Below are 25,635 nucleotides of genomic sequence, written 5' to 3' on the forward strand. Positions count from 1 at the left end.
ATGGATGTTCGCCAGAGGCCGTTACGGGCTTAGCGAACGTGAAAGGGCTACCGCCCGTTCGGCCGAATGGTGAGAAGTGAGTGATCCATGATGTGGATTTTCTCCTATTAGACTCATAGCTAAGGTCCTGCGTCGGTTGACCCCAAAATAAGCCAACACGGGTCAACAACGCCTCAAAAGGGTGCGACGGGACTCTCGCTCCGACACAACAAGAGCAAAACTGGAGGTTTGAATGAAAATGTTGAAATCCACCCTGGCTATCGTGACTGCAGCCGCAGTGCTCGGTGTCAGTGGGTTCGCTCAGGCGGGTGCAACCCTGGATGCAGTGCAGAAAAAAGGTTTCGTACAGTGCGGTGTGAGTGACGGCCTGCCGGGTTTCTCGGTTCCGGATGCCACCGGCAAGATCCTCGGGATCGACGCTGACGTTTGCCGTGCTGTGGCCGCTGCCGTATTCGGCGACGCCAACAAGGTCAAGTTCAGCCAGTTGAACGCCAAGGAGCGCTTCACCGCGTTGCAGTCCGGCGAAATCGACATTCTTTCCCGTAACACCACCATGACCAGTTCCCGTGACGCGGGCATGGGCCTGAAATTCCCTGGCTTCATCACTTACTACGACGGCGTTGGCTTCCTGGCCAACAGCAAGCTGGGCGTGAAAAGTGCCAAGGAACTGGATGGCGCAACCATCTGCATTCAGGCCGGTACTACCACCGAGCTGAACGTGTCCGACTACTTCCGGGCCAACAACCTGAAGTACACCCCGATCACTTTCGATACCTCCGATGAAAGCGCCAAGTCGCTGGAATCCGGTCGTTGCGACGTGCTGACCTCCGACAAGTCGCAACTGTACGCACAGCGCAGCAAACTGGCTTCGCCAAAAGACTACGTAGTTCTGCCGGAAACCATTTCCAAAGAACCACTGGGTCCAGTCGTGCGTAACGGCGATGACGAGTGGCTGGCGATCGTGCGCTGGGTTGGCTACGCGCTGCTGAACACCGAAGAAGCCGGTGTCACTTCGAAAAACGTTCTGGAACAAGCCAAGTCGACCAAGAACCCTGACGTTGCCCGTATGTTGGGTGCCGACGGTGAATACGGTAAAGACCTGAAGCTGCCGAAGGACTGGGTCGTCAAGATCGTTTCCCAGGTCGGCAACTACGGCGAAATCTTCGAGAAAAACCTCGGCAAGACCACCCCGCTGGAAATCGACCGTGGCCTGAACGCCCTGTGGACCAACGGCGGCATTCAATACGCACCACCAGTGCGCTGATGGTTCTGTCACCCGGTGGGCCAACCACCGGGTGATGTTCTGTTCCATTATTTCCGGGGCACTCCATGCAAAAATCAATCGGCGCACCAAAGCAGAGGCTCAGCCTCAGCGATCCAAAAGTGCGTGCGTGGCTATTTCAGATCATCACCATCGTCGCGGTCGTCGCGATGGGCTGGTATCTGTTCGACAATACGCAAACCAACCTGCAACACCGGGGCATTACCTCCGGCTTCAGTTTTCTGGATCGCAGTGCCGGGTTCGGCATCGCTCAACACCTGATCGACTACACCGAATCGGACACGTATGCCCGGGTGTTTGTCATCGGTCTGCTCAATACCTTGCTGGTGACGGTCATCGGCGTGGTCCTGGCGACCCTGCTCGGCTTCATCGTCGGCGTGGCGCGGCTGTCGCCGAACTGGATCATCAGCAAGCTGGCGACGGTTTACGTGGAAGTCTTCCGTAACATTCCGCCGCTGCTGCAAATCCTGTTCTGGTACTTCGCGGTGTTCCTGACCATGCCGGGCCCGCGGGCCAGCCATAACTTCGGCGACACCTTTTTCGTCAGCAGCCGTGGCCTGAACATGCCGGCCGCGCAAATGGCGGACGGGTTCTGGGCGTTCTTCGTCAGCGTCGTTATCGCCATCGTCGCCATCGTGCTGATGTGCCGCTGGGCCAACAAGCGCTTTGAAGCCACCGGCGTTCCGTTCCACAAGTTCTGGGTCGGCCTGGCGCTGTTCCTGGTGATCCCGGCCCTGTGCGCGCTGGTCTTCGGTGCTCCGCTGCACTGGGAAATGCCGAAGCTGCAAGGCTTCAACTTCGTCGGCGGCTGGGTATTGATCCCGGAACTGCTGGCGCTGACCCTGGCCCTGACCGTATACACCGCGGCGTTCATCGCCGAAATCGTGCGTTCGGGCATCAAGTCGGTCAGCCACGGCCAGACCGAGGCGGCGCGTTCCCTGGGGCTGCGTAACGGTCCGACCCTGCGCAAGGTGATCATCCCGCAAGCCCTGCGCGTGATCATCCCGCCACTGACCAGCCAATACCTGAACCTGGCGAAGAACTCCTCGCTGGCGGCCGGTATCGGTTATCCGGAGATGGTGTCGTTGTTTGCCGGTACGGTGCTGAACCAGACCGGGCAGGCGATCGAGGTAATTGCCATCACCATGAGCGTGTACCTGGCGATCAGTATCAGCATTTCCTTGCTGATGAACTGGTACAACAAGCGCATTGCGCTGATCGAGCGGTAAGGAAAAGCGCATGAGTACTCATACTTTCAAGCCTGACATGCCACCACCGAGCAGCAGCATCGGCGTGGTGGCGTGGATGCGCGCCAACATGTTCTCCAGCTGGATCAACACCCTGCTGACCCTGTTCGCGTTCTATCTGATCTACCTGATCGTCCCGCCGATCCTGCACTGGGCCATCCTCGACGCCAACTGGGTCGGCACCACCCGCGCCGACTGCACCAAGGAAGGCGCCTGCTGGGTGTTCATCCAGCAGCGTTTCGGCCAGTTCATGTACGGTTACTACCCGGTGGACCTGCGCTGGCGCGTGGACCTGACCGTGTGGCTGGCGGTCATCGGCGTGGCACCGCTGTTCATCTCGCGTTTTCACCGTAAAGCGGTGTACGGGCTGAGCTTCCTGGTGGCGTACCCGATCATTGCCTACTTCCTGTTGCATGGCGGCATCTTCGGCATGACCAACGTCGCGACCAGCCAATGGGGCGGCCTGATGCTGACCCTGGTGATTGCTACCGTCGGTATCGCCGGTGCGTTGCCGCTGGGGATCATTCTGGCGCTGGGTCGACGTTCGAACATGCCGGCAATTCGAGTGGTCTGCGTGACCTTCATCGAATTCTGGCGCGGCGTACCGTTGATCACGGTGCTGTTCATGTCCTCGGTGATGCTGCCGCTGTTCCTGCCTGAAGGCATGAACTTCGACAAATTGCTGCGGGCCCTGATCGGCGTGATCCTGTTCCAGTCGGCCTACGTGGCCGAAGTGGTGCGCGGCGGTCTGCAAGCGATCCCTAAAGGTCAGTACGAAGCGGCCGCCGCGATGGGCCTCGGTTACTGGCGCAGCATGGGCCTGGTGATTCTGCCGCAAGCCCTGAAGCTGGTAATTCCTGGCATCGTCAACACCTTCATTGCGCTGTTCAAGGACACAAGCCTGGTGATCATCATCGGCCTGTTCGACCTGCTCAACAGCGTCAAGCAAGCCGCCGCCGACCCGAAATGGTTGGGCATGGCCACTGAAGGCTACGTGTTCGCGGCCCTGGTGTTCTGGATTTTCTGTTTTGGTATGTCCCGCTACTCCATGCATTTGGAACGTAAGCTGGACACTGGCCACAAGCGTTAGGAGTTAAGTGATGAGCGAAGCGATCAAACAGCCTGTGAGCCCTGAAGGCATTATTCAGATGCAGGGCGTGAACAAGTGGTATGGCCAGTTCCACGTGTTGAAAGACATCAACCTCAACGTCAAGCAGGGCGAGCGTATCGTCCTGTGCGGCCCGTCGGGTTCCGGCAAATCCACCACCATTCGTTGCCTTAATCGCCTGGAAGAACACCAGCAGGGCCGCATCGTGGTCGATGGCGTGGAACTGACCAACGACCTCAAGCAGATCGAAGCGATCCGCCGTGAAGTCGGCATGGTGTTCCAGCACTTCAACCTGTTCCCGCACCTGACCATCCTGCAGAACTGCACCCTGGCCCCGATGTGGGTGCGCAAGATGCCGAAGCGCAAGGCCGAAGAAATCGCCATGCATTACCTGGAGCGCGTACGCATTCCAGAGCAGGCGCACAAATTCCCGGGTCAACTGTCCGGCGGCCAGCAACAGCGTGTGGCGATTGCCCGTGCCCTGTGCATGAAACCGAAAATCATGCTGTTCGATGAACCGACTTCAGCACTCGACCCAGAGATGGTGAAAGAGGTGCTCGACACCATGATCGGCCTGGCCGAAGACGGCATGACCATGCTCTGCGTGACCCACGAAATGGGCTTCGCCCGCACCGTGGCCAATCGCGTGATCTTCATGGACAAGGGCGAGATCGTAGAACAGGCGGCGCCGAATGACTTCTTCGATAACCCGCAGAATGATCGGACCAAGTTGTTCTTGAGTCAGATTTTGCATTGATGCCGGGCTGACTGGTAAAACAAAAACCCGGCCTCGCGCCGGGTTTTTTATGTGCGCTGCTCAGGACGCAGTTAGCCTTTCATGTTCTTTGTGAACGGTGTCCTTGAATCCTCTCAAGTCTGCGCCTTCGCCCAAGGTTCGTGCATCGGTAAGCAAATACGGGTACCGATCGAGCAAGCGCATCAACACCATCAATGCTTTGGGTGGAAGCAGTTCACCGCGCTCGTAACGAGAAAAAGCATTGTGCCCACCTCCTGACAGCAGCAGAACCGCATCTTTTTGCGACAGGTGCAGTTTGCGCCGGATGCGCTTCATCTCGTTGCCGATCATTAGTCTGCCAGCGAGGACCAACTCGTCGCACACATCCGAATAGCGCTCCGCGCAGCCGGGGTCGAGTATGACTTCTGCGCATGCCTGGCACTCCCATCCAGATAAATCGTCAATCCGGCGCTCCATTCCTTTCACGCTCATGGTTTCGCCACGACCTTCGAAGTGCCGCATGCCTTCGGGGGCTCCGCAACTGAAGCATTGTTTGGTGTTCATGGGTTTTTCTCCTTGAAGGAGATCACCGGAGGTTCACCGCCTGAGCAATAAGTGACCTTGATGTAAATCTCCAGATCGTGCGAAGTGATGTGGTACACGTCTTGCCAAACTCGATGATCGCTATAGGTCGTCATCGATTTGTACAACATCTTGCTATGTAATTCGAAAATGACTTCCTGCATTTCCTGGATGCTGAAACCCAGGTCCCTGCCATTTTTCCGCGCGGAGGTGGTGAATGCGTTTTTCCCTAGCCGCCTGACATCCTGTTTGATCACTGCCAGGTTGTAATGGGGTGTGTTCTTCTCCATAAGAAACCGTAAACCCTATCCCTGAAATTACCCTCTAAGGGTAATTTTGACTAATCGAAAATCCCGCTCCATTTCCCTCCCTCTGACCGTAGGCGGTTGCCGTCCTACACGAGGCTGACTAACATGTCGGAAAATTCATCCTATGATTGGATGAAAGGGCGAATCCTATGTCAGACATTTCTCCACTTGTTAAACGATCCCTGGTTGATCAGGCCCTGGACCAGTTGCGCCTGCGCATCACCCAAGGCGTCTGGGTCGTCGGCCAGCGTTTACCCACCGAACCCGAGCTGTCCGCCGAATTGGGCATCAGCCGCAACACCGTGCGCGAAGCCATGCGCGTGTTGGCGTTTTCCGGGTTGATCGAGATTCGTCAGGGCGACGGTAGTTATCTGCGGGCGGTGATCGATCCACTGGATACCATGAAAGCGTTGTCGCAATGCACCCAGGAACAGGCGCGGGAAACCCGGCACATCCTGGAAGTCGAGGCCATCGGCCTGGCCGCGTTGCGTCGCACTGACGAAGACCTCATTGCCCTGCGCGAAGCCCTGGGCGCCAGCGGCAGCCATTACCACGGCGATCTCGACAGCTACATCGCCTGTGACCTGGTGTTCCACCGCCGTCTGGTGGACGCCGCGCACAACCCGACCCTCAGCGAGTTGTATCGCTACTTCTCCAGCATCGTCGGTGCGCAATTGCGCCAGACCCTGAACATTTCCCCGCGACGCCAAGAGGTGTTCGACCTGCATATCGAACTGCTGGATGCCGTCGAGCAACGCGACCCGGAACGGGCCAAAGCCCTGTCGAGGCAGTTGATCAATGAACCTTGAAACCGAGAAATCCATGTCTGCCAATCACAGCAACATCCCGCAACCCAAACGCACGGCGGAGCTCGAAGAGCTGCTGATCGATGCCGAGGCCGATGACGAACAGGTCCAGCAAAGCCACCCGATCCTGCGACGGCCGTGGTTGTTGCTGCTGGGGCTGATCCTGGTGGCGCTGAACCTGCGCCCGGCGTTGTCGAGCATGGCGCCGATGCTTAGTGAGGTGTCGAAGACTCTTGGTTTGTCCGCGGCCGAGGCCGGTTTGCTGACCACGTTGCCGGTGCTGTGCCTGGGCCTGTTCGCACCGCTGGCGCCGCTCCTGGCTCGACGTTTCGGCGCTGAACGGGTGGTGTTGGGGATTTTGCTGATGCTGGCCGGCGGGATCATCCTGCGCAGTTCCTTCGGTGAAATCGGCCTGTTCGCCGGCAGTGTGTTGGCCGGGGCCAGCATCGGCGTGATTGGTGTGTTGCTGCCAGGGATCGTCAAACGCGACTTCCCGAAACAGGCCGGCACCATGACCGGCGTCTACACCATGGCCTTGTGCCTGGGCGCGGCGATGGCGGCGGGGGCGACCGTGCCGTTGAGCGAGCATTTCGACAAGAGCTGGGCACTGGGCCTGGGCTTCTGGGTGGTGCCGGCGCTGGTCGCGGCGATTTTCTGGCTGCCGCAAGTGGGGCAGAAACACGGTTCGCATAACGTCGCCTATCGGGTTCGCGGTCTATTGCGTGACCCGTTGGCCTGGCAGGTGACGCTTTACATGGGCCTGCAATCGTCCCTGGCCTACATCGTGTTCGGCTGGTTGCCATCGATCTTGATTGGCCGTGGGCTGACACCGACCCAGGCCGGACTGGTGCTGTCGGGTTCGGTGATTGTCCAGTTGGCCAGTTCCCTGGCCGCACCGTGGTTGGCAACGCGGGGCAAGGACCAGCGCCTGGCCATCGTCATCGTCATGCTGCTGACCCTCGGCGGTTTGTTCGGTTGCCTGTACGCGCCAATCGAAGGCCTGTGGGGCTGGGCGATCCTGCTGGGCCTGGGGCAGGGCGGTACGTTCAGCCTGGCGCTGACCCTGATCGTGCTGCGCTCGCGGGACTCCCACGTGGCGGCCAACCTGTCGAGCATGGCCCAAGGTTTCGGTTACACCCTGGCGTCGATGGGACCGTTCGCGGTCGGCATCGTCCATGACTGGACCGGTGGCTGGAACGCGTTGGGCTGGATCTTCGGCATCATTGGCCTCGGCGCGATCATCGCCGGCCTTGGCGCCGGACGTTCGCTGTACGTTCAGGTGACCAGCGAAAAAGTGTGAATCCCGTACTGCTGGCATTCGGCCCACGAATGCCAGTGGTCTTGTGGGCATTTGCAGACTATCGTGCTGGCAATCTTTTCGACTGCACGGAGCCTGCCCATGAGTGACGCCCACAACGCCTTGATCACCCGCTTCTACCAGGCCTTCCAGCGACTGGATGCCGAAGCCATGGCGGCCTGCTACACCGACGACGTGGTGTTCAGCGATCCAGCGTTCGGCGAGTTGCGCGGCCGTGATGCCGGCGACATGTGGCGCATGCTCACCACCCGGGCCAAGGACTTCTCCCTGACCTTCGACAACGTGCGCAGCGACGAGCGCACCGGCGGCGCCCATTGGGTCGCGACCTACCTGTTCAGCCAGACCGGCAACATTGTGGTCAACGACATCCAGGCGCGCTTCGTGTTTCGCGACGGCAAGATCTGCGAGCACCACGACAGCTTCGATCTGTGGCGCTGGTCCCGCCAGGCGCTCGGCACCAAAGGCCTGTTGCTGGGCTGGACGCCACTGGTGCGCAACGCCGTTCGCGCCCAGGCATTGAAGGGGCTGAAGGCATTCCAGGCCAGTCGCTGATAAGATCGCGGCTTGTTTCCTTTCAAGCCCTGATCGTCACGTGAACACCCTCAGCGAATCCTCCGTCATTGCCGTCGAACCGGTGCCTGCCAGCAAACCCTGGTTCGTCTACCTCGTTCGCGCGGCCAACGGTTCGCTGTATTGCGGGATCAGCGACGATCCGGTGCGCCGCTTTGCCAAGCACCAAAGCGGCAAAGGCGCCCGGTTTTTCCTTTCCAGCCCGGCCATGGCGCTGGTCTACACCGAAATCTGCCGGGACAAAAGCGAAGCCCTGCGTCAGGAACGGCTGATCAAAAAACTCAAAAAGAGCGCCAAGGAATGCCTGGTGCTGACTTATCAATCTGACTGATAAGTTCCCATCAGGCGGATCTGTAGGCCGCTTCCCGATTGCGCGCTAAGCTGCGGGCTCCCTATCCGTGCCGCGGAGCCGAGCATGTCAGAGCTGATCCTTCACAATTATCCGACGTCCCCTTTTGCCGAAAAGGCCCGTCTGCTGCTGGGTTTCAAAGGACTGTCCTGGCGCTCGGTGAAGATTTCGCCGGTGATGCCCAAACCTGATTTGACCGCGTTGACTGGCGGCTACCGCAAGACCCCGGTGTTGCAGATTGGCGCCGATATCTATTGCGACACCGCGTTGATCGCCCGGCGTCTGGAGCAGGAAAAAGCCTTGCCGGCGTTCTTCCCGGAAGGCCAGGAAATGATCGCGGCGACCTTCGCCACCTGGGTGGACTCGGTGGTGTTTCAGCACGCGGTCAGCCTGGTGTTCCAGCCTGAGTCGGTGGCGGTGCGTTTTGGCAAGTTGCCGCCGGAAGCCATCAAGGCGTTCCTGGCCGATCGCGCCGGGTTATTCAGTGGTGGCAGTGCGACGAAGTTGTCGGCGGAACAAGCGCGGCATCAGTGGCCGACGATTATGGGGCGTCTCGAATTGCAGCTTCAGCGCGAGGAGGGCGACTTCCTGTTCGGTGAGCCTTCGATCGCCGATTTTTCCCTGGCCCATTGCCTGTGGTTTCTCAAGGCGACGCCCGTGACTTCGCCGTTGGTCGATGCTTATCCGGCGGTGTTGGCGTGGTTCGGTCGGGTGATGGGCTTTGGTCATGGCGCCTTCAGCGAGATGACGGCCGAGGAGGCGCTGGAGGTGGCGCGCAATGCCACGCCGGCTGCGTTGCCGGATGAAGCGTTCGATGAGCCTAACGGCTTTGAGGCGGGTCAGCAGGTGGTGATTGCAGCCACGGACTACGGTTGTGATCCGGTGACGGGTGAGCTGGTGTTTGCGGGGCGTGAGGAATTGATTGTGCGTCGTGAAGACGAGCGGGCGGGTGTGGTGCATGTGCACTTTCCGCGGTTCGGATTCCGCATCGAAGCGAAGTAACGGTTAACCGACAATTTGCAACTTATGCACAACCCTGTGGGAGCGGGCTTGCTCGCGAAGGCGGCGTATCAGTCGACATAAATGGTGTCTGACACATCGCCTTCGCGAGCAAGTCCGCTCCCACATTGGTTATTTCAACGCGGCAAGAATCTCATCCGGGTCATACCCGCGAATCAACGTCCCGTTCACATCAATCAACGGAATCCCGCGCCCGCCCAGCGCTTCATAGGCCTTGCGCGCCTCGGCGTCCTTCTCGATATCGAATTCCTTGTACGGAATACCTTTCTGATCGAGAAAGCGCCGGGTCAGTTTGCAATAGCCACACCAGTCAGTGGCGTAGAGCACAACGTTGGCCTTGGCCTGGGTCTGCTCGGACACCACTTGCGCCGGGTGGATGAAGCGCTCGATCTTGCCCCAATTCTGGTAAACCACGACCACCAGCAGGATCAGCAGGAATTTCTTCAGGATGCCGTTGAGCATCAGTTGCGTCGCTTCAGTTGATCAGTCAGCTGGGTCGGCAAGCCCTTGATGATCAGCGTGCCGGCTTCTTCGTCGTATTCGATCTTCGAGCCCAGCAGGTGCGCTTCGAAGCTGATGGACAGGCCTTCGGCGCGACCGGTGAAGCGGCGGAACTGGTTCAGGGTGCGTTTATCCGCCGGAATCTCCGGGGACAAACCGTAATCCTTGTTGCGGATGTGATCGTAGAAGGCTTTGGGGCGTTCTTCGTCGATCAGCTCTGAGAGTTCTTCCAGGCCCATCGGCTCGCCGAGCTTGGCCTGGCTGCTGGCGTAATCGACCAAGGTCTTGGTTTTCTCGCGGGCGGACTCTTCCGGCAAATCTTCGCTTTCAACGAAGTCGCTGAAGGCTTTGAGCAAGGTGCGGGTTTCGCCAGGTCCGTCGACGCCTTCCTGGCAACCGATGAAGTCGCGGAAATACTCCGAAACCTTTTTCCCGTTCTTGCCTTTGATAAACGAAATGTACTGCTTGGACTGCTTGTTGTTCTGCCACTCCGACACGTTGATCCGCGCCGCCAGGTGCAATTGGCCCAGGTCCAGGTGCCGGGAGGCCGTCACGTCCAGCTCTTCGGTCACTGCAACGCCTTCACTGTGGTGCAGCAGGGCGATGGCCAGGTAATCGGTCATGCCCTGTTGGTAGTGCGCGAACAGCACGTGGCCGCCCACAGAGAGGTTCGACTCTTCCATCAGCTTTTGCAGATGTTCCACCGCCACTCGGCTGAAGGCCGTGAAATCCTTGCCGCCGTCGAGGTACTCCTTCAGCCAGCCGCTGAACGGATGCGCCCCGGATTCGGCATGGAAGAAACCCCAGGCCTTGCCCTGTTTGGCGTTGTAGCTCTCGTTGAGGTCGGCGAGCATGTTCTCGATGGCCGTAGACTCCGCCAATTCAGAGTCGCGGGCGTGAAGAACTGCGGGGGTGCCGTCGGGTTTTTTGTCGATCAGGTGGACGATGCAATGACGGATCGGCATGGGCTTCTCGGCTGATTGAAGAGAGGAGGGCGTGCTCCCCCAAAAAAGTGCCAAGTGTACCGCAACTAGGCCTGTATGCCCCTTTGTAGGAGCTGCCGAAGGCTGCGATCTTTTGACTTTGCTTTTTTTAAAAAAAAGATCAAAAGATCGCAGCCTTCGGCAGCTCCTACGGGGGCGGAGAGGGCAATTCGACGGTGCGCGGCGGCCCTTATGCGTTTTTTTCCCGGTTTAGAGCAATAAAGCTGACCAAATGGGTAGCAAGAGGCGGATATTTCCCCGTCTCTGTGCTAGTTTTGCCCCGTCTTACGCGAAGTCACTGCGTTAAGCGTGCATTCAGCATTTGTCAGGTCGAACCAAACCCTGATTTCGGCATCTATAACCCCGACTCGTCGCGGTTATGGCCGAGGGTGCCAGATCCAGAAGATCGGGCTCGATGGCTGACACTGCACTCTGCAATCCATATGAATTTGATAGGGAAGGAACACTACATGGCTCTTACTAAAGACCAACTGATCGCCGACATCGCTGAAGCTATCGACGCGCCAAAAACCACCGCGCGTAACGCTCTGGACCAACTGGGCCAAATCGTTGCCGATCAGCTGGAAAACGGCGGCGAAATCACTCTGCCAGGTATCGGCAAACTGAAAGTGACTGAGCGTCCTGCCCGTACCGGCCGTAACCCTTCGACTGGCGCTGCCATCGAAATCGCTGCCAAGAAAGTTATCAAGCTGGTTGTGGCCAAAGGCCTGACCGACGCTGTTAACAAGTAAGACGCAGTAAAAAAAGCCGTGCTCCGGAGCGATCCGGGCACGGCTTTTTTGTGTCTGGGATTTAGCAATTGACCCGCAGACACCACTAAACCAATTGTGGGAGCGGGCTTGCTCGCGAAGGCGGTGTGTCAGTCACCATTAAAGTCGACTGTTACACCGCATTCGCGAGCAAGCCCGCTCCCACATTTTGCTCTGCGTTGATCAGTTACCCTTGCGCACCCAACGCTCGCGCCAAACCTGCTGCTCGGACTTGGTCTGGAACGTCCACGCCACGAAGCGGCTTTGCTTCTGGCCCTGGGACATTTCCACCACCTGGCTTTCCAGCACGCCAGCCTTTTTCAGCGCGGTCTGGATCGCCGGCAGGTTCGAGGCTTTCGACACCAGGGTGCTGAACCACAGCACTTTGTGCTGGAAGCTCGCGCTCTCGGCGATCAGTTGCGTCACAAAGCGCGCTTCGCCACCTTCACACCACAATTCCGCCGATTGACCGCCGAAGTTCAACACCGGCAGTTTGCGTTTCGGGTCGGCACGGCCCAGGGCGCGCCATTTGCGCTCGCTGCCCTTGGTCGCTTCGTCCATCGAGGCGTGGAACGGCGGGTTGCACATGGTCAGGTCAAAACGCTCTCCCGGCTCCAGCAGGCCCAGCAGGATGTGCTTGGGATTGGTTTGCTGACGCAGCTGGATAGCCTTGTTCAGCCCGTTGGACTGCACGATGGCCTTGGCGGCGGCCACGGCCGTCGGGTCGATTTCCGAACCGAGGAAGTGCCAGCGGTAGTCGCTGTAGCCGATCAGCGGATAGACGCAGTTGGCGCCCATGCCGATATCGAGCACCTTGACCGGCGCACCACGGGGGATCTCGCCGTCGTTGACGCTGGCCAGCAGGTCGGCCAGGAAGTGCACGTAATCGGCACGCCCCGGCACCGGTGGGCACAGGTAATCAGCCGGGATGTCCCAGTGGGCCACGCCGTAGAACGACTTGAGCAACGCCCGGTTGAACACTCGCACCGCGTCCGGGCTGGCGAAGTCGATGCTTTCCTTGCCGTACGGGTTGAGGATCACGAACTTCGCCAGTTCTGGCGTGCTCTTGATCAGCTCCGGGAAGTCGTAGCGACCCTGGTGGCGATTGCGCGGGTGCAGGCTGGCCTTCGGACGGGGTTCCACGGCGTTGGCCGGGGTGGCGGAGTCAGGCTTCTTGCGCGCAGGGCGGGGTGTGCGGGGGGCGTTCATGGGTGTGGTCGATTCGGGTATGGCTGAAAGTGGGGGCATTGTCCCACATTAGCTCCCCGATGACGCATATCCCCTGTAGGAGCTGTCGAGTGAAACGAGGCTGCGATCTTTTGACTTTGCTTTTTAAAAACAAAATCAAAAGATCGCAGCCTCGTTTCACTCGACAGCTCCTACAGGACGGGATACGGGACAAGTGGCACAAAAAAAGGGAGGCCATCTGGCCTCCCTTTTTCATTGCGATGTGCCCTTACAGACTGGCAATCCGCGCGTGCTGCTCCGCCAACTTGCCCAAAGCCTGTTCAGCTTCGGCCAGTTTGGCGCGTTCCTTGTCGATGACTTCGGCCGGAGCCTTGTCAACGAAACCGGCGTTGGACAGTTTGCCGCCGACGCGCTGGACTTCGCCCTGCAAGCGCAGGATTTCTTTGTCCAGGCGTGCCAGTTCGGCGTCCTTGTCGATCAGACCGGCCATCGGCACCAGCACTTCCATCTCGCCAACCAGTGCGGTGGCGGACAGCGGTGCTTCTTCGCCGGCAGCCAACACGGTGATCGACTCCAGACGCGCCAGCTTCTTCAGCAGCGCTTCGTTCTCGGTGAGACGACGCTGGTCTTCGGCGCTGACGTTTTTCAGGAACAGGTTCAGCGGCTTGCCCGGCCCGATGTTCATCTCGGAGCGAATGTTGCGCGTGCCGAGCATCAGCGTCTTCAGCCACTCGATGTCATCTTCGGCGCCCTGATCGATGCGTGTTTCATTGGCCACTGGCCAAGGTTGCAGCATGATCGTCTTGCCTTCGATACCGGCCAGCGGCGCGATGCGCTGCCAGATTTCTTCGGTGATGAACGGCATGAACGGGTGCGCCAGACGCAATGCGACTTCCAGCACCCGAACCAGGGTGCGACGGGTGCCGCGCTGGCGCTCAACCGGAGCGTTTTCGTCCCACAGCACAGGCTTGGACAGTTCCAGATACCAGTCGCAATACTGGTTCCAGATGAATTCGTACAAGGCTTGTGCCGCCAGGTCGAAGCGGAACTGGTCGAGTTGGCGGGTCACTTCGGCTTCGGTGCGTTGCAACTGCGAGATGATCCAGCGATCCGCCAGGGACAGCTCGTAGGCTTCGCCGTTCTGGCCGCAATCTTCGCCCTTGTCCAGAACATAACGCGCGGCGTTCCAGATCTTGTTGCAGAAGTTGCGATAGCCTTCGACGCGACCCATGTCGAACTTGATGTCGCGACCGGTGGACGCCAGCGAGCAGAAGGTGAAGCGCAGGGCGTCGGTGCCGTAGCTGGCGATGCCGTCGGCGAATTCGTCGCGGGTCTGCTTCTCGATCTTCTTCGCCAGTTTCGGCTGCATCAGGCCCGAGGTGCGTTTCTGCACCAGGGTTTCCAGGTCGATGCCGTCGATGATGTCCAGCGGGTCCAGGACATTGCCCTTGGACTTGGACATCTTCTGGCCCTGGCCATCACGCACCAGACCGTGAACATAAACAGTCTTGAACGGCACCTGCGGCGTGCCGTCTTCGTTTTTCACCAAGTGCATGGTCATCATGATCATCCGGGCAACCCAGAAGAAAATGATGTCGAAACCGGTCACCAGCACGTCGGTGGAGTGGAATTTCTTCAGGAATTCGGTCTGCTCAGGCCAGCCCAGGGTGGAGAAGGTCCACAGCCCGGAACTGAACCAGGTGTCCAGAACGTCGTTGTCCTGTTGCAGCGTAACGTCCGGGCCGAGGTTGTGCTTGGCACGCACTTCGGCTTCGTCGCGACCGACGTAGACCTTGCCCGACTCGTCGTACCAGGCCGGAATCCGGTGGCCCCACCACAGCTGACGGCTGATGCACCAATCCTGGATGTCGCGCATCCAAGAGAAGTACATGTTTTCGTACTGCTTGGGCACGAACTGGATACGGCCGTCTTCCACGGCAGCAATCGCAGGCTCGGCCAATGGCTTGGTCGACACATACCACTGGTCGGTCAGCCACGGCTCGATGATGGTGCCGGAACGGTCGCCCTTCGGCACTTTCAGGCCGTGATCGTCAACGCTGACCAGCAGGCCGGCAGCGTCAAATGCCGCAACGATTTGCTTGCGCGCTTCGAAACGGTCGAGACCGGCGTATTCGGCCGGGATCTTGCCGTCGATGCTTTCGTTCAGCGTGCCGTCGAGGTTGAACACCTGACAGGCCGGCAGGACGGCGGCGTTCTTGTCGAAAATGTTCAGCAGCGGCAGGTTGTGGCGCTTGCCGACTTCGTAGTCGTTGAAATCGTGGGCCGGAGTGATTTTCACGCAGCCGGTGCCGAATTCAGGATCGCAGTAATCGTCGGCGATGATCGGGATACGGCGGCCGACCAGCGGCAGCTCGACAAATTTGCCGATCAGGGCTTTGTAGCGTTCGTCGTTCGGGTTCACCGCGACGGCGGCGTCGCCGAGCATGGTTTCCGGGCGAGTGGTCGCGACGATCAGGTAATCATTGCCTTCAGCAGTCTTGGCGCCATCGGCCAGCGGGTATTTCAGGTTCCACAGGAAACCTTTCTCGTCGTGGTTTTCCACTTCAAGGTCGGAAATCGCCGTGTGCAACTTGGTGTCCCAGTTGACCAGACGCTTGCCGCGATAGATCAGGCCGTCTTCATGCAGGCGCACGAAGGCTTCTTTAACGGACTCCGACAGGCCGTCGTCCATGGTGAAGCGCTCGCGGCTCCAGTCCACGGACGAGCCGAGGCGGCGGATTTGACGGCTGATGTTACCGCCGGACTGATCCTTCCATTCCCAGACTTTCTCGAGGAATTTCTCGCGACCCAGATCGTGACGATTCTGGCCCTGGGCTTCGAGTTGGCGTTCCACCAGCATTTGCGTGGCGATACCGGCGTGGTCGGTGCCCGGCTGCCACAGGGTGTTGCGACCCTGCATGCGGCGGAAACGGATCAGGGCGTCCATGATCGCGTTGTTGAAGCCGTGACCCATGTGCAGGCTGCCGGTGACGTTCGGCGGCGGGATCATGATCGTGTAGGACTCGCCCGCGCCTTGCGGGGCGAAGTAATTCTCGGACTCCCAGGTGTTGTACCAGGAAGTTTCAATGGCGTGCGGCTGGTAGGTCTTATCCATGCGCGGCGGGACCCTATTGGCATCAATTCAGGAAAAGCCGACGAGTATAGCGGGGCATGGGGCCGAGGGCGAGCAGGGGCGGACCGGGCGCAGACCAAATGTGGGAGCGGGCTTGCTCGCGAAGAGGGTGTGTCAGTCACCTTTAAGTCGACTGATACACCCTCTTCGCGAGCAAGCCCGCTCCCACAGGGGATTGGCGTTGTTTATTCGTACTGGCTGAGAAGCCGCTCCATCCGCGCATCCAGCCGACGCTTGATCTCGGTTTCAATGTGCGGCGCGAAGTCGTCGATCACGTCTTGCATGATCAATTGCGCGGCGGCGCGCAGTTCGCTGTCCAGGTGCAGCAGGGCGTCGGGGCCTTTGCTGGTGGTCGGTTGTGCGGCAGGGGCGGGTGCAGGCTCGACGGCGGGCGATGCGTCGCCGGCGTTGTCGAACAGCATCGGAATCTGTTCCTGCTCGTCTTCATTGACCGTATCGGTCAGCAAGGGCGGTTGCAGGTTGTCATCGCCGAGCAGTTGGCGGATCGACTCAAGGTCATCCAGCAGGTGCGCGGACTTTTGTGGCGGTTTTGGAGTGTCCATCGGAATGCTCAGAGTCGCTGTAAACGGTGATCTTGCAGAGGATAGCCCTGTTCGCGGTAGAAACGGAAACTCTCCCGCGCAGCCGCGCGAATCGTCGGATCTTCCACCACCACTTCCGCCACCCGGGCGAATTTGTTGGCGAAGGCCGGGACTTTCAGGTCGAGATTGACCAGCAAATCCTGATGCGCACCGCAGTCAGCGCCAAACCCCAGGACAATCAAACTGTCCGGTTCGCTTTCGGCGGGGCCGTGGGGCACGAAGGCTTCACCTTTGAACGCCCACAGGCGCGCATCGAGGTCATCACGCTGGGCGGCATCGCTGCAATGCAGGTAGATGCGGTGGCCCATGCGCCAGGCTTTTTCGGTGAGCTTGCAGGCAAAGTCCAGCCGCGCCGACGGATCGGCGCTGGGCAGGATATAGAAGTCGACTTTGGTCATTGCGGTTCCTGAGCCGAGGCGGCCTCACGCGAAAGTGAAGCCGCCCAGGGTCATCGGTTTCAGGCTTTGGCGCGGTCCAGCAGGTATTGGGTCAGCAATGGAACCGGACGGCCAGTGGCGCCCTTGTCCTTGCCGCCGCTGGTCCATGCGGTGCCGGCGATGTCCAGGTGCGCCCAGTTCAGGTTCTTGGTGAAGCGCGACAGGAAGCAGGCAGCGGTAATGGTGCCGGCTTTCGGGCCGCCGATGTTGGCGATGTCGGCGAACGGGCTGTCCAGTTGCTCCTGGTACTCATCGAACAGCGGCAGTTGCCAGGCGCGATCGTCAGCCGAACGGCCGGCGCTTAGCAGTTGGCCGATCAGTTCGTCGTTGTTGCCCAGCAGGCCCGAAGTGTGAGCACCCAGTGCCACCACGCAAGCGCCTGTCAGGGTCGCGATGTCGATCACGGCCTGAGGCTTGAAGCGTTCGGAGTAGGTCAGGGCGTCGCACAGCACCAGACGGCCTTCGGCGTCGGTGTTGAGGATTTCCACGGTCTGGCCGCTCATGGTGGTGACGATGTCGCCAGGGCGCGAAGCATTGCCGCTCGGCATGTTCTCGGCGCAGGCCAGGATGCATACCAGGTTGATCGGCAGTTTCAGTTCGAGCACGGCACGCAGGGTGCCGAACACGCTGGCCGCGCCGCCCATGTCGTACTTCATTTCATCCATGCCGGCGCCGGGCTTGAGGCTGATGCCGCCGGTGTCGAAAGTGATGCCTTTGCCGACCAGTGCGTACGGCTTCTCGGATTTCTTGCCGCCGTTGTATTGCATGACGATCAGGCGCGGTGGCTGGGCGCTGCCCTGGCCGACGGCGTAGAACGAGCCCATGCCCAGGTCCTTGATCTTCTTCTCATCGAGGACTTCGACTTTCAGGCTCTTGAATTCCTTGCCCAGGTTCTTGGCTTGTTCGCCGAGGAACGTCGGGTGGCAGATGTTCGGCGGCAGGTTACCCAGGTTACGGGTGAAGGCCATGCCGTTGGCGATGGCGGTGGCGTGGGCCACGGCGCGCTCGACTTCGGCCTGGGCGGCCTTGATGGTCACCAGGGTGACTTTTTTCAGGGCGCGGGGTTCGGCTTTCTGGCTCTTGAACTGGTCGAAGGTGTATTCGCCGTCCACCAGGGTTTCGGCCAGCAGGCGGGTCTTGCCGTAGCTGTCGCGGCCCTTGACCACGATTTCATCCAGGGCCAGCACGGCATCAACGCCACCCAGGCCTTTAAGGGTATTGAGGATGCCGGCGATGATTTTACGGAACGGGCGGTCGCCCAGCTCTTCGTCCTTGCCCACGCCTACCAGCAGAACGCGGTCGGCCTTGAGGTTCGGCAGGCTGTGCAGCAACAGGCTCTGGCCGACTTTGCCGGCCAGGTCGCCGCGCTTGAGTACGGCGCTGATGGCGCCACCGCTCAGTTCGTCGAGCTGTTTGGCGACGGCACCAAGTTTGCGGCCTTCGCCGACGGCGACTACCAGAGTGGCGGTTTTCAACGTTTCTGGGTTAACGCTTTTTACAACCAGTTCCATGTCCGGGTCCCTGAATTAGGTCAACACGCAGCGTTCCACGGTGTGCGCAAACGTCTGCTGCTATAGATGAAAAGACAGATAGAAAGACGCAGGTCACGGCCCGCGACAAAGGCCGCAGTTTGAACCTCGCCACCAGCGCCTGACAACCCTCGGTTGTACGATCTTCGATGCTTTGGGCACGTGCTTGAGCATGCGCAGTGACAGGCGCACCCAATCACAGGATAATGCGCCATCTTTTTCGGCGGCCCTGCCTTGCGGGCCGGTCGATACGTTTGTTTGTTTGGCCGCCTTAGCCTGACAACCCTGGAGTGTCTGGTTTGATCGTCTTCCGTTATCTATCCCGCGAAGTCCTGTTGACCTTGAGCGCCGTCAGCGCCGTGCTGCTGGTCATCATCATGAGCGGTCGCTTCATTAAATACCTCGCGCAGGCGGCTTCGGGCCAACTGGACCCGAGCTCGCTGTTCCTGATCATGGGCTTTCGCCTGCCGGGTTTCCTGCAACTGATCCTGCCATTGGGGCTGTTCCTCGGGATCCTGTTGTCCTATGGCCGGTTGTACCTGGAAAGCGAAATGACCGTGCTGTCGGCCACCGGCATGAGTCAGCAGCGTTTGTTTCGTATCACCCTGTTTCCGGCGACCCTGGTGGCGCTGGTCGTGGCGTGGCTGAGTCTGAGCCTGGCGCCGCAAGGGGCCAACCAGTTCCAGTTGCTGCTGAACAAGCAGGACGCCCTGACCGAGTTCGATACCCTTGAGCCGGGTCGCTTCCAGGCGTTGCGCGACGGTACGCGGGTGACCTACACCGAAACCCTGACGGACGACCGTATCAACCTGGGCGGCGTGTTCATTTCGCAAAAGAATATTTCCTCCGATCAGAAGGACCGCGGGATTTCCGTACTGGTGGCCGAGAAGGGCCGCCAGGAAATCCGTCCTGACGGCAACCGCTACCTGATTCTCGACAACGGCTACCGCTACGACGGCAACCCGGGGCAGGCCGACTACCGCAAGATCAAGTACGACGAATACGGCGTCTTGCTGCCCAAGCCGGATGTCAGCGACGAAGTGACCGACCGTGACGCCATGACCACCAGTTCCTTGCTGGGCAGCGATGACATTCGCTCGCGCACCGAACTTCAATGGCGCCTGTCCCTGCCGTTGCTGGTCTTCATCGTGACCCTGATGGCGGTGCCGCTGTCGCGCGTCAACCCGCGCCAGGGCCGTTTCCTCAAGCTGCTGCCGGCGATTCTTCTTTATATGGCTTACCTGACCATCCTGATTGCCGCACGCGGCGCCCTCGAAAAGGGCAAGATTCCGCCGGCGCTGGGCTTGTGGTGGGTCCACGGGATCTTCCTGGCCATCGGCCTGGTCTTGCTCTACTGGGAGCCGATGCGCTTGAAACTGGCGAGTCGCCGCGATGCGCTGGAGGTGGCTCGTGGTTAAGCTCGATCGCTACATTGGTAGCAGCGTTTTCGTGGCGATCCTGGCGGTGCTGGGGATCATTCTCGGCCTGGCGACGCTGTTCGCCTTCATCGATGAAATGAGTGACGCCAGCGACACCTACACCTTGATGGATGTCCTGAGCTACGTGCTGCTCACCGCGCCACGGCGTCTGTACGACATGTTGCCGATGGCCGCGCTGATCGGTTGCCTGATCGGCCTCGGCAGTCTGGCCAGCAACAGTGAGCTGACCATCATGCGCGCCGCTGGCGTGTCGATTGGGCGGATCGTCTGGGCGGTCATGAAGCCGATGCTGGTCTTGATGGTGGTTGGGGTGCTGATTGGCGAGTACGTGGCGCCAGCCACAGAAGTGACCGCTCAGGCCAACCGTTCCCTGGCCCAGGGCAGTGGCGACGCGCAAAGCGCCAAGCACGGTCTGTGGCATCGCCAGGGTGACGAGTTCATTCACGTCAACTCCGTGCAGCCCAATGGCCTGCTGTATGGCGTGACCCGCTATCACTTCGACAAAGAGCGGCACATGCTCTCGGCGAGCTTCGCCAAGCGTGCGGAGTTCGACAAGGACCACTGGCAGCTGAGCGATGTGACGACCACGCTGTTTCATGAAAAGAACACCGAGGTCGTTAACACGCCAGTCGAGCGCTGGGAAATTGCCCTGAGCCCGCAACTGCTGAGCACCGTGGTGATGGCGCCCGAGTCGCTGTCGATCAGCGGCCTGTGGGGCTACATCCATTACCTGGCGGACCAGGGCCTGGCCAACGGTCGTTACTGGCTGGCATTTTGGGTCAAGGTGTTGCAACCGCTGGTCACTGCCGCGCTGGTGCTGATGGCGATTTCTTTCATCTTCGGTCCGTTGCGTTCGGTGACCCTCGGTCAGCGGGTCTTCACTGGCGTGCTGGTGGGCTTCACCTTCCGTATCGTCCAGGATTTGCTTGGGCCTTCAAGCCTGGTGTTCGGTTTCTCGCCGCTGTTCGCGGTGCTGGTGCCGGCCAGTGTCTGTGCACTGGCCGGGGTCTGGCTGTTGCGTCGGGCCGGTTGATTCCGGGGTTTTCCTGACCTTGCCGTTGGCAAAAAACGCCCTTGTCGCAAGACCGGGGCGTTTTTGTATTCGCCGTCTGACCTGCGAACGTGACGCTTGCGCCGTGGATCAGGTACAATTCCCGGCTATTTTTCGGCGGGCTATGCCTGCAGCCTTTTTGAGTGTTGATCCGTGAGTGATTTGAGTCATATCCGCAATTTCTCCATCATCGCCCACATTGACCATGGCAAGTCGACGCTGGCCGATCGCTTCATCCAGATGTGCGGCGGCCTTGCCGAGCGCGAAATGGAAGCCCAGGTCCTGGACTCCATGGACCTGGAACGTGAACGCGGGATCACCATCAAGGCCCACAGCGTCACCTTGTATTACACCGCCAAAGACGGCATCAAATACCAGTTGAACTTCATTGACACCCCGGGCCACGTCGACTTCACCTATGAAGTCAGTCGGTCGCTGGCGGCCTGTGAAGGTGCGTTGCTGGTGGTCGATGCCGGTCAGGGTGTCGAAGCGCAATCGGTAGCCAACTGCTATACGGCGATTGAGCAGGGCCTGGAAGTGATGCCGGTCCTGAACAAGATCGACCTGCCACAGGCTGATCCGGATCGCGTCAAAGAAGAAATCGAAAAAATCATCGGCATCGATGCCACCGACGCGGTCGAGTGCAGTGCCAAGACTGGCCTGGGCGTCGACGAAGTGCTCGAGCGCCTGGTCAAGACCATTCCCGCGCCGACCGGCAACTACGAAGATCCGCTGCAAGCGTTGATCATCGACTCCTGGTTCGACAACTACCTGGGCGTTGTCTCCCTGGTACGTGTGCGTCACGGTCGTGTAAAGAAGGGCGACAAGATTCTGGTCAAGTCCACCGGCAAGATCCACCTGGTGGACAGCGTCGGTGTCTTCAACCCGAAACACACCGCCACCGTTGACCTGAAGGCCGGCGAAGTGGGCTTCATCATTGCCGGTATCAAGGACATTCACGGTGCACCGGTGGGTGACACCCTGACCTTGAGCTCCACCCCCGACGTTGACGTGCTGCCCGGCTTCAAACGCATTCAGCCGCAGGTTTACGCCGGTCTGTTCCCGGTCAGCTCCGACGACTTCGAAGATTTCCGTGAAGCCCTGCAAAAGCTCACGCTCAATGACTCGTCCCTGCAATACACCCCGGAAAGCTCCGACGCCCTGGGCTTCGGCTTCCGTTGCGGGTTCCTCGGCATGCTGCACATGGAAATCATCCAGGAGCGCCTCGAGCGCGAGTACGACCTGGACCTGATCACCACGGCGCCGACGGTAATTTTCGAGCTGTTGCTGAAAACCGGCGAAACGATTTACGTCGACAACCCGTCCAAGCTTCCGGACCTGTCCTCGATCGAAGACATGCGTGAACCGATCGTGCGGGCCAATATTCTTGTGCCGCAAGAGCACCTGGGCAACGTCATTACCCTGTGTATCGAAAAGCGTGGCGTACAACACGACATGCTGTTCCTCGGAACTCAGGTCCAGGTGACCTATGATTTGCCGATGAACGAAGTGGTCCTGGACTTCTTCGATCGTCTGAAATCCACCAGCCGCGGCTATGCTTCGCTGGATTACCATTTCGATCGTTATCAATCAGCTAATCTGGTGAAACTGGATGTGCTGATCAACGGTGACAAGGTCGACGCCCTGGCGTTGATCGTGCACAAGGATAACGCGCACTACAAAGGTCGCCAGTTGACCGAGAAGATGAAAGAGCTGATTCCGCGCCAGATGTTCGACGTCGCGATCCAGGCCGCCATTGGCGGGCAGATCATTGCGCGGACCTCCGTCAAGGCACTCAGAAAGAACGTATTGGCCAAATGCTACGGCGGTGACGTTAGCCGTAAGAAAAAACTGCTGGAAAAGCAAAAGGCCGGTAAGAAACGCATGAAGCAAGTGGGCAACGTGGAAATTCCACAAGAAGCCTTCCTTGCAGTGCTCAGGTTGGATAGTTAGGTCCTATGTCACTAAATTTCCCGCTGTTGCTGGTCATCGCCGTGTTCGTCTGCGGCCTGTTGGCGTTGCTCGATCTGGTTTTCCTGGCGCCGCGTCGGCGTGCCGCCATTACCTCCTATCAGGGCAGCGTCAGCCAGCCCGATGTGGTGGTGGTCGAGAAACTGAACAAAGAGCCGCTGCTGGTCGAATACGGCAAGTCGTTCTTTCCGGTGTTGTTCATCGTGCTGGTGCTGCGTTCGTTCCTGGTGGAACCGTTCCAGATTCCTTCCGGTTCGATGAAACCGACCCTGGACGTTGGCGACTTCATTCTGGTGAACAAGTTTTCTTACGGGATCCGCCTGCCGGTGATCGACAAGAAAGTCATCGAAGTCGGTGATCCGCAGCGTGGCGATGTGATGGTGTTCCGCTATCCGAGCGATCCGAACGTCAACTACATCAAGCGTGTAGTGGGCCTGCCGGGCGACCAGATTCGCTACACCGCCGACAAGCGCCTGTTCGTCAACGGTGAGTCGATCGCCGAGCAACTGGTCGGCTCCGAGCCGGGCACGTTGGGCAGCGCCGAACTGTACGAAGAAAAACTCGGTGCAGCGGAACACCAGATCCGCAAGGAAATGAGCCGCTACCGCGCCACGCCGGACCATACCTGGACCGTGCCTGCCGGGCACTACTTCATGATGGGCGACAACCGCGACAACTCCAACGACAGTCGCTACTGGGATGATCCGAACATTCCCAAGGATCTGCTGGGCATGGTTCCCGACAAGAATATCGTCGGCAAGGCCTTCGCAGTCTGGATGAGCTGGCCGGAACCCAAACTCAGTCACCTGCCGAATTTCTCGCGGGTTGGCCTGATCAAGTAATCACACACGGCGCTGTTGAACACAGCGCCGAATGCATTTCTGGAGTCGCCACAATCGACCCCGAAGGCATGAAGCCAATGATATTCAGGACGTAATTTTTGAACACAGCGTTAATTGTCCCAGGCCTGCGCCGCATCACGGCGATGGCGGTGGAATCCAACCACGAACTCAGCGTGGGTAAACCGTGAGCGCCTCCTTAAGTCGTCTAGAGCGTCAGCTCGGCTACACCTTCAAGGACCAGGAACTGATGGTCCTGGCCCTGACTCACCGCAGCTTTGCCGGGCGTAACAACGAACGCCTGGAATTCCTCGGTGATGCCATCCTCAACTTCGTCGCCGGCGAGGCGCTGTTCGATCGCTTCCCGCTGGCCCGCGAAGGCCAGTTGTCGCGTTTGCGCGCACGCCTGGTGAAAGGTGAGACCCTGGCCGTACTGGCCCGCGGTTTCGATCTGGGCGATTACCTGCGTCTGGGTTCCGGCGAATTGAAGAGCGGCGGTTTCCGTCGCGAGTCGATTCTGGCCGATGCCCTGGAAGCGCTGATTGGTGCGATCTACCTGGACGCTGGCATGGACATGGCGCGTGAGCGCGTGCTGGCCTGGCTGACGGGTGAGTTCGAGGGCCTGACCCTGGTCGACACCAACAAGGATCCGAAAACCCGTCTGCAGGAATTCCTGCAATCCCGGGGCTGTGAGCTGCCACGTTACGAAGTGGTGGATATCCAGGGTGAGCCGCACTGTCGAGTCTTCTTCGTCGAATGCGAAATCACCTTACTGAACGAAAAAAGCCGAGGTCAGGGTGTGAGTCGTCGTATTGCCGAACAGGTAGCGGCCGCAGCAGCACTGATTGCCCTGGGTGTGGAGAATGGCAATGACTGATTCAACCGCAACACGCTGTGGCTATGTTGCCATCGTCGGCCGTCCCAACGTGGGCAAGTCCACGCTGCTGAACCATATCCTGGGTCAGAAGCTGGCGATCACCTCGCGCAAGCCGCAGACCACCCGTCACAACATGCTGGGCATCAAGACCGAAGGCGCCATCCAGGCCGTCTATGTCGACACCCCGGGCATGCACAAGGGCGGCGAAAAGGCCCTGAACCGCTACATGAACAAGACCGCTTCGGCGGCGTTGAAAGACGTCGACGTGGTGATTTTCGTGGTTGATCGCACCAAGTGGACCGACGAAGACCAGATGGTTCTCGAGCGCGTGCAGTACGTGACCGGCCCGTTGATCGTGGCGCTGAACAAGACCGACCGCATCGAAGACAAAGCCGAACTGATGCCGCACCTGAGCTGGTTGCAGGAACAGCTGCCGAACGCGCAGATCATGCCGATCTCGGCCCAGCACGGGCACAACCTCGAAGCGCTGGAGCGGGTGATTGCCGGTTACCTGCCGGAAAACGAGCACTTCTTCCCGGAAGACCAGATCACCGACCGCAGCAGCCGTTTCCTCGCCGCCGAACTGGTGCGCGAGAAAATCATGCGCCAGATGGGCGCCGAGCTGCCGTACCAGATCACCGTCGAAATCGAAGAGTTCAAGCAGCAGGGCAAAACCCTGCACATCCACGCCTTGATCCTCGTCGAACGTGACGGCCAGAAGAAGATCATCATTGGCGACAAGGGCGAGCGCATCAAGCGTATCGGCACCGAGGCGCGCAAGGACATGGAGCTGCTGTTTGACTCCAAGATCATGCTCAACCTTTGGGTGAAAGTGAAAGGCGGCTGGTCCGATGACGAGCGCGCACTGCGTTCGCTGGGTTATGGCGACCTGTAACACTCGGTTTTGAAACACCGCAGTACCCCTGTGGGAGCGGGCTTGCTCGCGAATACGATGTAACATTCAGCATTGATGTTGACTGTTGCACCGC

The 25,635-nt window shown here is 59.5% G+C and carries 25 protein-coding genes; 16 read left to right on the forward strand and 9 right to left on the reverse strand.

Annotated features, from left to right (window positions below):
• The first annotated feature begins 232 nt into the window (after positions 1 to 232).
• From BK665_RS11420 to BK665_RS11435, 4 genes are all read left to right on the forward strand, one after another.
• Positions 233 to 1,264, forward strand: a complete 1,032-nt coding sequence (locus BK665_RS11420; protein WP_123405509.1) for an amino acid ABC transporter substrate-binding protein — start codon at positions 233 to 235, stop codon at positions 1,262 to 1,264.
• Positions 1,265 to 1,329: 65 nt separating this feature from the next.
• A complete protein-coding gene (locus BK665_RS11425; RefSeq protein WP_123405511.1) occupies positions 1,330 to 2,511 on the forward strand; it encodes an amino acid ABC transporter permease in 1,182 nt (393 codons plus the stop codon).
• Between the two features lie 10 nt (positions 2,512 to 2,521).
• Positions 2,522 to 3,619 carry an amino acid ABC transporter permease gene (locus tag BK665_RS11430; protein ID WP_123405513.1) on the forward strand — a complete coding sequence of 366 codons (1,098 nt, stop codon included), beginning with the start codon at positions 2,522 to 2,524 and terminating at the stop codon, positions 3,617 to 3,619.
• Between the two features lie 10 nt (positions 3,620 to 3,629).
• The gene (locus BK665_RS11435) at positions 3,630 to 4,394 is read left to right on the forward strand and encodes an amino acid ABC transporter ATP-binding protein (RefSeq protein WP_003171943.1); all 765 of its coding nucleotides are present in this window, start codon (positions 3,630 to 3,632) and stop codon (positions 4,392 to 4,394) included.
• Between the two features lie 60 nt (positions 4,395 to 4,454).
• Here BK665_RS11435 and BK665_RS11440 read toward each other — a convergent pair whose 3' ends face one another.
• Positions 4,455 to 4,937 (reverse strand): type II toxin-antitoxin system MqsA family antitoxin, encoded by a 483-nt coding sequence (locus BK665_RS11440; protein ID WP_123405515.1) that lies wholly within the window; start codon positions 4,935 to 4,937, stop codon positions 4,455 to 4,457.
• Positions 4,934 to 5,245, reverse strand: a complete 312-nt coding sequence (locus BK665_RS11445) for a type II toxin-antitoxin system MqsR family toxin (protein ID WP_123405517.1) — start codon at positions 5,243 to 5,245, stop codon at positions 4,934 to 4,936. Before BK665_RS11445 ends, BK665_RS11440 begins: the two co-directional genes overlap by 4 nt.
• A gap of 167 nt (positions 5,246 to 5,412) precedes the next feature.
• On the opposite strand from BK665_RS11445, the gene BK665_RS11450 reads away from it, so the two are divergent.
• The 5 genes from BK665_RS11450 (at position 5,413) to BK665_RS11470 (ending at position 9,308) form a co-directional block, all read left to right on the forward strand.
• Complete coding sequence (locus BK665_RS11450; RefSeq protein WP_123405519.1) at positions 5,413 to 6,072, forward strand: FadR/GntR family transcriptional regulator; 660 nt, start codon at positions 5,413 to 5,415, stop codon at positions 6,070 to 6,072.
• Complete coding sequence (locus tag BK665_RS11455; RefSeq protein WP_123405521.1) at positions 6,062 to 7,369, forward strand: CynX/NimT family MFS transporter; 1,308 nt, start codon at positions 6,062 to 6,064, stop codon at positions 7,367 to 7,369. Before BK665_RS11450 ends, BK665_RS11455 begins: the two co-directional genes overlap by 11 nt.
• Before the next feature lie 99 nt (positions 7,370 to 7,468).
• Positions 7,469 to 7,939, forward strand: coding sequence for a nuclear transport factor 2 family protein (locus BK665_RS11460; RefSeq protein WP_123405522.1), 471 nt, complete (start codon positions 7,469 to 7,471; stop codon positions 7,937 to 7,939).
• Between the two features lie 40 nt (positions 7,940 to 7,979).
• A complete protein-coding gene (locus BK665_RS11465) occupies positions 7,980 to 8,288 on the forward strand; it encodes a GIY-YIG nuclease family protein (protein ID WP_123405524.1) in 309 nt (102 codons plus the stop codon).
• 84 nt (positions 8,289 to 8,372) lie between these two features.
• Positions 8,373 to 9,308, forward strand: a complete 936-nt coding sequence (locus tag BK665_RS11470) for a glutathione S-transferase family protein (protein WP_123405526.1) — start codon at positions 8,373 to 8,375, stop codon at positions 9,306 to 9,308.
• Positions 9,309 to 9,437: 129 nt separating this feature from the next.
• Here the strand turns inward: BK665_RS11470 and BK665_RS11480 are convergent, their stop codons facing one another.
• Positions 9,438 to 9,788 (reverse strand): glutaredoxin family protein, encoded by a 351-nt coding sequence (locus BK665_RS11480; RefSeq protein WP_123405528.1) that lies wholly within the window; start codon positions 9,786 to 9,788, stop codon positions 9,438 to 9,440.
• Entirely contained in the window at positions 9,788 to 10,792 is a 1,005-nt protein-coding gene (gene yejK, locus BK665_RS11485; RefSeq protein WP_054049670.1) for a nucleoid-associated protein YejK, read from the reverse strand. The genes BK665_RS11480 and yejK overlap by 1 nt, the downstream gene beginning before the upstream one ends.
• Before the next feature lie 488 nt (positions 10,793 to 11,280).
• Between yejK and BK665_RS11490 the strand changes: the two genes are divergently transcribed.
• Complete coding sequence (locus BK665_RS11490; RefSeq protein ID WP_007905514.1) at positions 11,281 to 11,562, forward strand: HU family DNA-binding protein; 282 nt, start codon at positions 11,281 to 11,283, stop codon at positions 11,560 to 11,562.
• A gap of 201 nt (positions 11,563 to 11,763) precedes the next feature.
• Here BK665_RS11490 and rlmF read toward each other — a convergent pair whose 3' ends face one another.
• The 5 genes from rlmF to BK665_RS11520 form a co-directional block, all read right to left on the reverse strand.
• Positions 11,764 to 12,789 carry a 23S rRNA (adenine(1618)-N(6))-methyltransferase RlmF gene (gene rlmF, locus BK665_RS11495; RefSeq protein ID WP_123405530.1) on the reverse strand — a complete coding sequence of 342 codons (1,026 nt, stop codon included), beginning with the start codon at positions 12,787 to 12,789 and terminating at the stop codon, positions 11,764 to 11,766.
• Positions 12,790 to 13,036: 247 nt separating this feature from the next.
• Positions 13,037 to 15,883 carry a valine--tRNA ligase gene (locus BK665_RS11500; RefSeq protein ID WP_123405532.1) on the reverse strand — a complete coding sequence of 949 codons (2,847 nt, stop codon included), beginning with the start codon at positions 15,881 to 15,883 and terminating at the stop codon, positions 13,037 to 13,039.
• A 203-nt stretch (positions 15,884 to 16,086) separates the two neighbouring features.
• Positions 16,087 to 16,464, reverse strand: a complete 378-nt coding sequence (locus tag BK665_RS11510; protein WP_123405536.1) for a DNA polymerase III subunit chi — start codon at positions 16,462 to 16,464, stop codon at positions 16,087 to 16,089.
• A gap of 8 nt (positions 16,465 to 16,472) precedes the next feature.
• Complete coding sequence (locus BK665_RS11515; RefSeq protein ID WP_123405538.1) at positions 16,473 to 16,901, reverse strand: DNA polymerase III subunit chi; 429 nt, start codon at positions 16,899 to 16,901, stop codon at positions 16,473 to 16,475.
• 59 nt (positions 16,902 to 16,960) lie between these two features.
• Complete coding sequence (locus BK665_RS11520) at positions 16,961 to 18,451, reverse strand: leucyl aminopeptidase (protein ID WP_123405540.1); 1,491 nt, start codon at positions 18,449 to 18,451, stop codon at positions 16,961 to 16,963.
• Positions 18,452 to 18,768: 317 nt separating this feature from the next.
• On the opposite strand from BK665_RS11520, the gene lptF reads away from it, so the two are divergent.
• From lptF to era, 6 genes are all read left to right on the forward strand, one after another.
• A complete protein-coding gene (lptF, locus tag BK665_RS11525; protein ID WP_123405542.1) occupies positions 18,769 to 19,887 on the forward strand; it encodes an LPS export ABC transporter permease LptF in 1,119 nt (372 codons plus the stop codon).
• Positions 19,880 to 20,941 carry an LPS export ABC transporter permease LptG gene (gene lptG, locus BK665_RS11530; protein ID WP_123405544.1) on the forward strand — a complete coding sequence of 354 codons (1,062 nt, stop codon included), beginning with the start codon at positions 19,880 to 19,882 and terminating at the stop codon, positions 20,939 to 20,941. Before lptF ends, lptG begins: the two co-directional genes overlap by 8 nt.
• A gap of 171 nt (positions 20,942 to 21,112) precedes the next feature.
• Positions 21,113 to 22,912, forward strand: a complete 1,800-nt coding sequence (gene lepA, locus BK665_RS11535) for a translation elongation factor 4 (RefSeq protein WP_059403403.1) — start codon at positions 21,113 to 21,115, stop codon at positions 22,910 to 22,912.
• Between the two features lie 5 nt (positions 22,913 to 22,917).
• Complete coding sequence (gene lepB, locus BK665_RS11540) at positions 22,918 to 23,772, forward strand: signal peptidase I (RefSeq protein ID WP_123405546.1); 855 nt, start codon at positions 22,918 to 22,920, stop codon at positions 23,770 to 23,772.
• Positions 23,773 to 23,956: 184 nt separating this feature from the next.
• Positions 23,957 to 24,646 carry a ribonuclease III gene (gene rnc / locus BK665_RS11545; RefSeq protein WP_123405548.1) on the forward strand — a complete coding sequence of 230 codons (690 nt, stop codon included), beginning with the start codon at positions 23,957 to 23,959 and terminating at the stop codon, positions 24,644 to 24,646.
• The gene (era, locus tag BK665_RS11550; RefSeq protein ID WP_123405550.1) at positions 24,639 to 25,541 is read left to right on the forward strand and encodes a GTPase Era; all 903 of its coding nucleotides are present in this window, start codon (positions 24,639 to 24,641) and stop codon (positions 25,539 to 25,541) included. The genes rnc and era overlap by 8 nt, the downstream gene beginning before the upstream one ends.
• Positions 25,542 to 25,635 lie beyond the last annotated feature (94 nt).

Source organism: Pseudomonas frederiksbergensis, from assembly GCF_003732665.1.
GTDB lineage: Bacteria > Pseudomonadota > Gammaproteobacteria > Pseudomonadales > Pseudomonadaceae > Aquipseudomonas > Aquipseudomonas frederiksbergensis_G.

Coding starts and splice junctions, on each gene's coding strand:
- BK665_RS11420 (WP_123405509.1), top strand. CDS start 233: ATGAAAATGTTGAAATCCACCCTGGCTATCGTGACTGCAGCCGCAGTG.
- BK665_RS11425 (WP_123405511.1), top strand. CDS start 1,330: ATGCAAAAATCAATCGGCGCACCAAAGCAGAGGCTCAGCCTCAGCGAT.
- BK665_RS11430 (WP_123405513.1), top strand. CDS start 2,522: ATGAGTACTCATACTTTCAAGCCTGACATGCCACCACCGAGCAGCAGC.
- BK665_RS11435 (WP_003171943.1), top strand. CDS start 3,630: ATGAGCGAAGCGATCAAACAGCCTGTGAGCCCTGAAGGCATTATTCAG.
- BK665_RS11440 (WP_123405515.1), bottom strand. CDS start 4,937: ATGAACACCAAACAATGCTTCAGTTGCGGAGCCCCCGAAGGCATGCGG.
- BK665_RS11445 (WP_123405517.1), bottom strand. CDS start 5,245: ATGGAGAAGAACACACCCCATTACAACCTGGCAGTGATCAAACAGGAT.
- BK665_RS11450 (WP_123405519.1), top strand. CDS start 5,413: ATGTCAGACATTTCTCCACTTGTTAAACGATCCCTGGTTGATCAGGCC.
- BK665_RS11455 (WP_123405521.1), top strand. CDS start 6,062: ATGAACCTTGAAACCGAGAAATCCATGTCTGCCAATCACAGCAACATC.
- BK665_RS11460 (WP_123405522.1), top strand. CDS start 7,469: ATGAGTGACGCCCACAACGCCTTGATCACCCGCTTCTACCAGGCCTTC.
- BK665_RS11470 (WP_123405526.1), top strand. CDS start 8,373: ATGTCAGAGCTGATCCTTCACAATTATCCGACGTCCCCTTTTGCCGAA.
- BK665_RS11480 (WP_123405528.1), bottom strand. CDS start 9,788: ATGCTCAACGGCATCCTGAAGAAATTCCTGCTGATCCTGCTGGTGGTC.
- yejK (WP_054049670.1), bottom strand. CDS start 10,792: ATGCCGATCCGTCATTGCATCGTCCACCTGATCGACAAAAAACCCGAC.
- BK665_RS11490 (WP_007905514.1), top strand. CDS start 11,281: ATGGCTCTTACTAAAGACCAACTGATCGCCGACATCGCTGAAGCTATC.
- rlmF (WP_123405530.1), bottom strand. CDS start 12,789: ATGAACGCCCCCCGCACACCCCGCCCTGCGCGCAAGAAGCCTGACTCC.
- BK665_RS11500 (WP_123405532.1), bottom strand. CDS start 15,883: ATGGATAAGACCTACCAGCCGCACGCCATTGAAACTTCCTGGTACAAC.
- BK665_RS11510 (WP_123405536.1), bottom strand. CDS start 16,464: ATGGACACTCCAAAACCGCCACAAAAGTCCGCGCACCTGCTGGATGAC.
- BK665_RS11515 (WP_123405538.1), bottom strand. CDS start 16,901: ATGACCAAAGTCGACTTCTATATCCTGCCCAGCGCCGATCCGTCGGCG.
- BK665_RS11520 (WP_123405540.1), bottom strand. CDS start 18,451: ATGGAACTGGTTGTAAAAAGCGTTAACCCAGAAACGTTGAAAACCGCC.
- lepB (WP_123405546.1), top strand. CDS start 22,918: ATGTCACTAAATTTCCCGCTGTTGCTGGTCATCGCCGTGTTCGTCTGC.
- era (WP_123405550.1), top strand. CDS start 24,639: ATGACTGATTCAACCGCAACACGCTGTGGCTATGTTGCCATCGTCGGC.